The sequence below is a fragment of the Streptomyces sp. NPDC056347 genome (genome assembly GCF_042262625.1).
Lineage (GTDB): Bacteria > Actinomycetota > Actinomycetes > Streptomycetales > Streptomycetaceae > Streptomyces.
In genome coordinates this window covers 1-7,881 of record NZ_JBHJQP010000262.1, presented here as the reverse complement: position 1 = coordinate 7,881, position 7,881 = coordinate 1, and the positions used below count along the sequence as shown (strand labels likewise).

Here is a 7,881-nt window from a genome sequence, read left to right as displayed (position 1 = left end):
CCACCGAGACGGTGGGCGGGCCCGGCGCCGTCGGTGTCACCAGCCGCGGGCGCGCCACTCGGGCAGCCGCGGGCGCTCCTCGCCCAGCGTGGTGTCGTGGCCGTGGCCGGGGTAGACCCAGGTCTCGTCGGGCAGCTGGTCGAAGAGCTTGGTCTCGACGTCGTGGAGCAGGCTCGCGAAGGCCTCGGGATCCTTGTGCGTGTTGCCGACGCCGCCCGGGAAGAGGCAGTCCCCGGTGAACACGTGCGGGGCGCCGTGCGGGTCGTCGTAGACCAGTGCGACGGAGCCCGGGGTGTGGCCGACGAGGTGGCGGGCGGTCAGGGTGACCCGGCCCACCCGGACGGTGTCCAGGTCGTCCAGGAGCACCTCGGTCGGGACCGGGATGCCCTCGGCGTCATGGCGCCCGGCGAAGGTGCGTGCCCCGGTGGCCGCGACCACCTCGGCGAGCGCCTGCCAGTGGTCGCCGTGCCGGTGGGTGGTGACGACGGACGCGATGCCGTCGTCACCGATCAGCCCGAGCAGCGTCCCGGCCTCGGCGGCCGCGTCGATCAGCAGCTGCTCGCCGGTGGCCCGGCAGCGCAGCAGATACGCGTTGTTGTTCATCGGGCCGACGGCGACCTTGGAGATCATCAGATCCGTCAGTTCGTGCACATCCGCGCGCCCGCCGACCTTGACCGCTCCGCTGTACGTCATACGCCTCAGCCTATAGCGGGGGGAGTGTGGGAAGCGGGCCGCCCTCGACCGTCAGCGCCGTCCCGTCACGGCGCCCGCTGAGCCATCCGAGGAGGTCGGGAGCCGTTCCGCGGACCGTGACCGGGCCGCCCTCCGCGCCGCCCCCGGTCGCCCGGACCGGACCCCCGTCGGCGGTCAGCCGCGTGGCGACGACAGCGGGGTGCCCGTCGAACCGCTCGGCGAGGAACTCGATCTCCCGGCCGACGAACTCCTCCGGCAGGTCCTCCAGCTCGTATCCGATCCCCAGGTCGACGTGGTGCAGCTCGACCTCGACGCGGCGGCGGAAGGGGATGCGGGAAGCGGAGTCGGTCACACCGTTGCGCAGGGCGACCGTGCGTGACCAGTCGGCCGGGGCCGCGGCGGCGGAGTCGAGGCGGGCGGCGCTCGCGGCCAGGTCGGCCTGCTGCTCGGCCGGCGGCCGGGGCGCGTCGCGCTCGATGTCGCGGTCGCGGGTTTCGCTGTCTGCGTACATGGGCCGACCCTGGAGAACATTTACCAGCGCGTCGGCGTTACGGGAGAGATGGGCGAGGACATGGCCCCGGCTCCAGCCCGGCAGCCGTGACGGTTCGGCGAGCGCGGCGGCGTCCAATTTCGTGGTGGCGCTGAGCAGCCGGTCGGTGGCTTCACGTACGGCGTCCAGGTCGTGCGCATGATCAATCATGGCGCCGAGCCTAGCTCCGCCACCCATTCGGGTGAAGGAGGCCGAAGCCGTCCGTAAATCGAATGTGCGTGCTATACGCTCGTGGTTGAAAGCTTCGTACATCGCTGTGGCGCCCCCCATACCCTGGGACAGGGGCTCAGTTCCCCCATTTCTCTCCAGAAAGGTGCGGACCGGCGTGGCCGACCGTCTCATCGTCCGTGGCGCTCGCGAGCACAACCTCAAGAACGTCTCGCTCGACCTTCCCCGCGACTCGCTGATCGTCTTCACCGGGCTCTCGGGGTCGGGCAAGTCGTCCCTTGCGTTCGACACGATCTTCGCCGAGGGCCAGCGGCGCTACGTGGAGTCCCTCTCCTCGTACGCCCGCCAGTTCCTCGGTCAGATGGACAAGCCGGACGTCGATTTCATCGAGGGTCTCTCGCCCGCCGTCTCCATCGACCAGAAGTCGACCTCGCGCAACCCGCGCTCGACGGTCGGCACCATCACCGAGGTCTACGACTACCTCCGGCTGCTCTTCGCCCGGATCGGCAAGCCGCACTGCCCCCAGTGCCGCCGTCCGATCTCCCGCCAGTCGCCGCAGGCCATCGTCGACAAGGTGCTCGCGCTGCCCGAGGGCAGCCGCTTCCAGGTGCTCTCGCCGCTGGTGCGCGAGCGCAAGGGCGAGTTCGTCGACCTGTTCTCCGACCTCCAGACCAAGGGGTACAGCCGGGCCCGGGTCGACGGCGCCACCATCCAGCTCTCCGAGCCGCCCAAGCTGAAGAAGCAGGAGAAGCACACCATCGAGGTGGTCATCGACCGCCTCACGGTGAAGGAGAGCGCCAAGCGACGGCTGACCGACTCGGTCGAGACCGCGCTCGGTCTCTCGGGCGGCATGGTCGTGCTCGACTTCGTCGACCTCCCCGAGGACGACCCCGAGCGTGAGCGGATGTACTCCGAGCACCTCTACTGCCCGTACGACGACCTCTCCTTCGAGGAGCTCGAGCCGCGCTCCTTCTCCTTCAACTCCCCCTTCGGCGCCTGCCCCGACTGCACCGGCATCGGTACGCGGATGGAGGTCGACCCGGATCTGATCGTCCCCGACCCGGAGAAGTCGCTCGACGAGGGCGCCATCCACCCCTGGTCGCACGGTCACACCAAGGAGTACTTCGGCCGCCAGATCGGCGCGCTCGCCGACGCCCTCGGCTTCCGCACCGACATTCCCTGGGCCGGGCTGCCGCAGCGGGCGAAGAAGGCCCTGCTCTTCGGTCACAAGATCCAGACCGAGGTCCGGTACCGCAACCGCTACGGGCGGGAGCGCGCGTACACCACGCCGTCCTTCGAGGGCGCGGTGCAGTTCGTCAAGCGGCGTCACTCGGACGCGGAGAGCGACTCCAGCCGGGAGCGCTTCGAGGGGTACATGCGCGAGGTGCCCTGCCCGACCTGCGAGGGCACCCGGCTCAAGCCGATCGTCCTGGCGGTGACGGTGATGGAGAAGTCCATCGCCGAGGTCTCCGCGATGTCGATCAGCGAGTGCGCCGAGTTCCTCGGCCGGATGAAGCTCAACGCCCGCGACAAGAAGATCGCCGAGCGGGTGCTGAAGGAGGTCAACGAACGGCTGCGGTTCCTGGTCGACGTCGGCCTCGACTACCTCTCGCTCAACCGCGCCGCGGGCACCCTGTCCGGCGGCGAGGCGCAGCGCATCCGGCTGGCCACCCAGATCGGCTCCGGCCTGGTCGGCGTGCTGTACGTGCTGGACGAGCCCTCCATCGGCCTGCACCAGCGGGACAACCACCGGCTGATCGAGACCCTGGTCAGGCTCCGCGACATGGGCAACACGCTCATCGTGGTCGAGCACGACGAGGACACCATCAAGGTCGCCGACTGGGTCGTCGACATCGGCCCCGGTGCCGGTGAGCACGGCGGCAAGGTGGTCCACTCCGGATCGCTCAAGGAGCTGCTGGCCAACGACGCGTCGATCACCGGCCAGTACCTGAACGGCAGGAAGTCGATCCCGACGCCCGACATCCGCCGCCCGGTGGACCCGGAGCGCCGGCTCACGGTGCACGGCGCCAGGGAGAACAACCTCCGGGACATCGACGTCTCCTTCCCGCTCGGAGTGCTCACCGCCGTCACCGGCGTCTCGGGCTCCGGGAAGTCGACGCTGGTCAACGACATCCTCTACACCCACCTGGCCCGGGAGCTGAACGGCGCGAAGTCGGTCCCCGGCCGCCACACCCGGGTCGACGGCGACGACCTGGTCGACAAGGTGGTCCACGTCGACCAGTCGCCCATCGGCCGTACGCCCCGGTCCAACCCGGCCACGTACACCGGCGTCTTCGATCATGTCCGCAAGCTCTTCGCGGAGACGATGGAGGCGAAGGTGCGCGGCTATCTGCCCGGCCGTTTCTCCTTCAACGTCAAGGGCGGCCGCTGCGAGAACTGCGCCGGCGACGGCACCATCAAGATCGAGATGAACTTCCTGCCGGACGTGTACGTCCCGTGCGAGGTCTGCCACGGGGCGCGCTACAACCGGGAGACCCTGGAGGTCCACTACAAGGGCAAGTCCATCGCCGAGGTGCTGGACATGCCGATCGAGGAGGGCCTGGAGTTCTTCGAGGCCGTCCCCACCATCGCCCGCCACCTGCGCACGCTCAACGAGGTGGGGCTCGGATACGTACGGCTCGGTCAGTCCGCGCCGACGCTCTCCGGCGGTGAGGCGCAGCGCGTCAAGCTCGCCAGTGAGCTGCAGAAGCGCTCCACCGGCCGCACCGTCTACGTCCTGGACGAGCCGACCACCGGTCTGCACTTCGAGGACATCAGCAAGCTCATCAAGGTGCTCTCCGGCCTGGTCGACAAGGGCAACTCGGTGATCGTCATCGAGCACAACCTCGATGTCATCAAGACCGCGGACTGGGTCATCGACATGGGGCCCGAAGGCGGCAACGGCGGCGGAATGGTCGTCGCCGAGGGCACCCCCGAGCAGGTCGCCGGGGCTCCGGCCAGCCACACCGGGAAGTTCCTCCAGGACATCCTGGACCCGGAGCGGGTGAGCGAGGCGGCCATGCCCGCGGCCCGCAAGCCGGCGCGGAGAACGGCCGCGAAGAAGACCGCGGCCGCGAAGAAGCCCGCCGCGGCGAAGAAGACGGCCCGCGCGAGCAGGGCCTGACCTCCGCACGTGGTGGTGGCCCCGTCCCCTCGGGGCCACCACCACGTCGCTGACCAGGGGCGATCGGGCTCGGGTGGCCCGGCCGTAGAGCCGCCCGTCTCCGCCGGTATCGTCGGTTCCGTCACCGATGGCACCGATGGCCCGAGCCGTCCGCGGTACTCCTGGTACGCGCGGCGTCAGGCCGCCGTCGGCGCCCATCCGCCCCTTTGATCACTGGAGACCGCATGCCCGGCCAGCCCGCCGCCCGCCGAACCGTGCTGAAGGGTGCCGCTCTCGCCGGCGCCGCCGGGCTGGGAGTGGCCGCCTGCTCGACCGAATCGAAGCTCGGCCACGCCGAGACGCCGACGCCCACCGCACCCGTCGAGCTCGGCCCGCCGGACGCGATCGAGGTCGGCCAGTCCAAGCTCTACCGCAACGAGCGGGTCATCGTGAGCTGCCCGGCCAAGGGCCAGTACAAGGCGTTCAGCGCCCAGTGCACCCACGCGGGCTGCCTGCTCGACAAGGTCGAGGACAACGTGGGGACGTGCCCCTGCCACGGCAGCCACTTCGACACCACGACCGGCAAGGCCATGCGCGGTCCGGCGACCGCACCGCTGCCCGCGGTCCCGGTCAGGGTCGAGGGCGGGAAGCTGGTCGCGGGCCCCGACGCCTGACCCCTCCCAAGGGCCGGGCCGGGTCCGGTACCGGGAACAGGGCCCAAGACCGGGTCACTCCCAGTCCCAGTCGATGCCGACCAGGCCGGGCCGTACCCCCTGCTCGACCAGGTGGACGGTCCGGTGCCGGCCGGTCAGCGTGAGATCCGTACGCGCGCCGCGCGGCGCCCCCGCCGAGACCTGGGCGAAGCGTCGGCAGCGCACCGGCAGCGCGGCCTCGTCGAAGGCCACCTGGAGCACGTACTGCCCGCCGCCGAAGCTGAACCCCCGCACGTATTCGCGCGACGGTCCTCCCGTGCCGTCGTCGAAGCCGTAGCCGAAGAGATGGGTGTCGCCCGCCCGCAGCCGGGTGTCGAAGAGCAGCTCGGCGACGAGCACCCCCGTCGCGGGGTCCCAGCGGACCCGCCCCGTCCGGCAGTTCTCCCTCGCCCGGACCCGCACCCGCGCCGGATCACAGCCCGGGTCGCCCCGGTGCACGGCGAGATAGCGGTCGATGTCGTCCCGGTGGGCCCGCACCACGTGCTGCGAATCGCGCCGCCGCAGCTCCCGGTCCGCCCCGATCCGTACCCGCTCGTGGTGCCCCACCGTGTGCAGGCCGCCGTCCACCGGCGAGCCCAGTTCCGCGAGCAGCCGCTCCACCGCGCCGGACGACTCCAGCAGCGAACGGTACGACCTCGCCGCCGGGCGCTCGGCGTCCGGCCGTGAACCCCCGGCGTCCAGCAGCCGGAGCAGCGAGTTCCCCGGCAGTTCCAGCACCTCCTCCAGCGCCTTCACGGCCCGCAGCGACTCGGGGCGCTGCGGGCGCCTGGCCCCTTGCTGCCAGTAACTCAGGCTGGTCACACCGACCTTGACCCCGCGATGGGCGAGATGGTGCTGCACCCGCTGGAGCGGCAGCCCGCGCACCGAGAGCGCGGTGCGCAGTGCCAGATGGAACGGGCCGGTGTGCAGCACCTGCGCCAGTTCGGCCTCGGTACGCCGCATGAGGACCTCCAGGTGAACGTTCACGGCCCGGTGCCCGCGGGGCCCTGCCGGAGGGGTGGTGCCGCAGGTGGCCGGGGGAGGGGCGTTCACGTACCCGCCACGCCGTTCACACCGCGATGTTCCCCCGCATTGAAGCGTGTTGACCCGCCTGCGACAACGGCCGATGCTCCTCGCACAGCGTCCGGACGCGCTCCTTTCGATCCCACACCCCCGCTTCGGGAGGAACGTCATGCGCAACCGAACAGTCCGAAGAGGGCGGCTCCTGGCGACGACCGCCCTGGCCGCCGCACTCCTCGCCGTACCGGCCACGACCGCCTCCGCCACCGCCTCCGCCCCGGCGCCCGCCCAGGCGAGCCCGCTCGCCGCGACCCAGCGGCTGAACATCACCATGCAGGCCCAGCAGAAGACCAACTGGTGCTGGGCGGCGTCCGGCAACACCGTCGCCACCTGGTTCGGCCGGAACTACTCGCAGAACCAGTTCTGCAACGCCGCCTTCGGCCGGGCCCAGGGCTACGAGTGCCCCAACTCCCAGGCCACGCTCGGCAACGTCCAGGACGGCCTGTACTGGGCCGGGGTCAACCCCGGCTCGTACGTCACCGGCTGGCTCCGCTACCCCACCGTCCAGGCCGAGATCGCAGCGGGCCGCCCCGTGGAGACCCGCATCCAGTGGTCCTCGGGCGGCGGCCACATGCACGTCCTGTACGGGTACGACGACTCGGGCAGCTGGGTCTACTGGGGCGACCCCTGGCCCTCCAGCAACCGCTACAACTGGGCCTCGCACGCCTGGTACGTGAACAACGAGGAGTTCGCCTGGACCCACTCCCTCTACCGGATCGGAGCGTGACGCGATGAGCCACGGGACCGCCCGCGCCCCGCACACCCCACGGTCCGCACCCCCTTCGCGGACCGCCCGGTCCACCGCCGCGGCCCTGGCCGCCACCGGGGTACTGGCGGGCTGCGCCCTGCTGACCGTCGCGGCCCCCGGGGCGGCCGCCGCCACCGGACCGACCGCGGGCCCGGACGCCCTGGCCGCCGCCCGGCAGGCCGCCGCCGAGCCCGCGACACTGGACACCCTGGCCCGGTTCTTCGCCCGCGAGGGAACGGTCGGCAGATCGGCCGCGGCACCCCGCATCGAGGGCGCCACCGTCCCGGTGCGCACCCTCGACGCGGACTTCGTGGCCGGGAAGCCGGGGGCGCCCGTCGCCCGGCTCGACTACCTCGCCACCACCGCCGTCTCCTCGGACGGCCAGAAGGCGTCCCTGTGGTCCCTTCCGAAGGAAGGGACGGACGGCACCTGGCAGGTGGTGAACATCGCCACCGGCGACGACGAATCCCGGTACGCCGCCGCGGGCGCCCGGAAACTGCCCGGCGGCACGGTCTTCCGCGAGCCGCAGATCGACGCCTGGTACGTCCAGAAGGGGACGAAGGTGCTCCCGCTCGACCAGGACGCGGTCCACGCCGTCGGTGCCCGCGGCACCACCCTGGCCGCCTACCGTGCCCGGGTGCGCGCCGCCTACGGCGACAAGCTCCCCGGCTCCGGATACGCCCGCTCCGGCAAGGCGGGCGGCTACGACCCGTCCACCGCGCCCGCACCCCGCGCCGCCGGGCACCGGACGGCCGCCGCGGGCACGGCCTCCGGCCCGGCGGTGAGCGCCGCCCCGGCCGTCGCCGCGGCGGGAGCCCTGCTCGCGCTCGCGCTCGCCGGCCGCACC

General features: G+C 71.8%; 7 protein-coding genes. 4 read left to right on the top strand and 3 right to left on the bottom strand.

Features of this window, described 5'->3' with window-relative positions; translation table 11 throughout:
• Positions 1-36 precede the first annotated feature (36 nt).
• Positions 37-693 (bottom strand): MBL fold metallo-hydrolase, encoded by a 657-nt coding sequence (locus tag ACFCV8_RS34580; RefSeq protein ID WP_376689476.1) that lies wholly within the window; start codon positions 691-693, stop codon positions 37-39.
• 10 nt (positions 694-703) lie between these two features.
• Positions 704-1,393, bottom strand: a complete 690-nt coding sequence (locus ACFCV8_RS34575) for a maleylpyruvate isomerase family mycothiol-dependent enzyme (RefSeq protein ID WP_376689475.1) — start codon at positions 1,391-1,393, stop codon at positions 704-706.
• Between the two features lie 175 nt (positions 1,394-1,568).
• On the opposite strand from ACFCV8_RS34575, the gene uvrA reads away from it, so the two are divergent.
• Both uvrA and ACFCV8_RS34565 read left to right on the top strand, forming a co-directional pair.
• On the top strand, positions 1,569-4,535 hold the full coding sequence (uvrA, locus tag ACFCV8_RS34570; protein WP_376689474.1) for an excinuclease ABC subunit UvrA: 2,967 nt from the start codon (positions 1,569-1,571) through the stop codon (positions 4,533-4,535).
• A 224-nt stretch (positions 4,536-4,759) separates the two neighbouring features.
• Positions 4,760-5,188: a Rieske (2Fe-2S) protein gene (locus ACFCV8_RS34565; RefSeq protein ID WP_376689473.1), complete on the top strand. Its 429-nt coding sequence runs from the start codon at positions 4,760-4,762 to the stop codon at positions 5,186-5,188.
• Between the two features lie 54 nt (positions 5,189-5,242).
• On the opposite strand, the gene ACFCV8_RS34560 is transcribed toward ACFCV8_RS34565, so the two are convergent.
• The gene (locus tag ACFCV8_RS34560) at positions 5,243-6,169 is read right to left on the bottom strand and encodes a hypothetical protein (protein ID WP_376689472.1); all 927 of its coding nucleotides are present in this window, start codon (positions 6,167-6,169) and stop codon (positions 5,243-5,245) included.
• 229 nt (positions 6,170-6,398) lie between these two features.
• Between ACFCV8_RS34560 and ACFCV8_RS34555 the strand changes: the two genes are divergently transcribed.
• Together ACFCV8_RS34555 and ACFCV8_RS34550 are read left to right on the top strand one after the other, a co-directional pair.
• Positions 6,399-7,013, top strand: a complete 615-nt coding sequence (locus tag ACFCV8_RS34555; protein WP_376689471.1) for a papain-like cysteine protease family protein — start codon at positions 6,399-6,401, stop codon at positions 7,011-7,013.
• Between the two features lie 4 nt (positions 7,014-7,017).
• On the top strand, positions 7,018-7,881 hold an 864-nt coding region (locus ACFCV8_RS34550; protein WP_376689470.1), incomplete at its 3' end, for a hypothetical protein.

Bases quoted from the DNA above. Each gene is read 5' to 3' on its own strand.
- ACFCV8_RS34580 (WP_376689476.1), bottom strand. From the start codon at position 693: ATGACGTACAGCGGAGCGGTCAAGGTCGGCGGGCGCGCGGATGTGCAC.
- ACFCV8_RS34575 (WP_376689475.1), bottom strand. From the start codon at position 1,393: ATGATTGATCATGCGCACGACCTGGACGCCGTACGTGAAGCCACCGAC.
- ACFCV8_RS34565 (WP_376689473.1), top strand. From the start codon at position 4,760: ATGCCCGGCCAGCCCGCCGCCCGCCGAACCGTGCTGAAGGGTGCCGCT.
- ACFCV8_RS34560 (WP_376689472.1), bottom strand. From the start codon at position 6,169: ATGCGGCGTACCGAGGCCGAACTGGCGCAGGTGCTGCACACCGGCCCG.
- ACFCV8_RS34555 (WP_376689471.1), top strand. From the start codon at position 6,399: ATGCGCAACCGAACAGTCCGAAGAGGGCGGCTCCTGGCGACGACCGCC.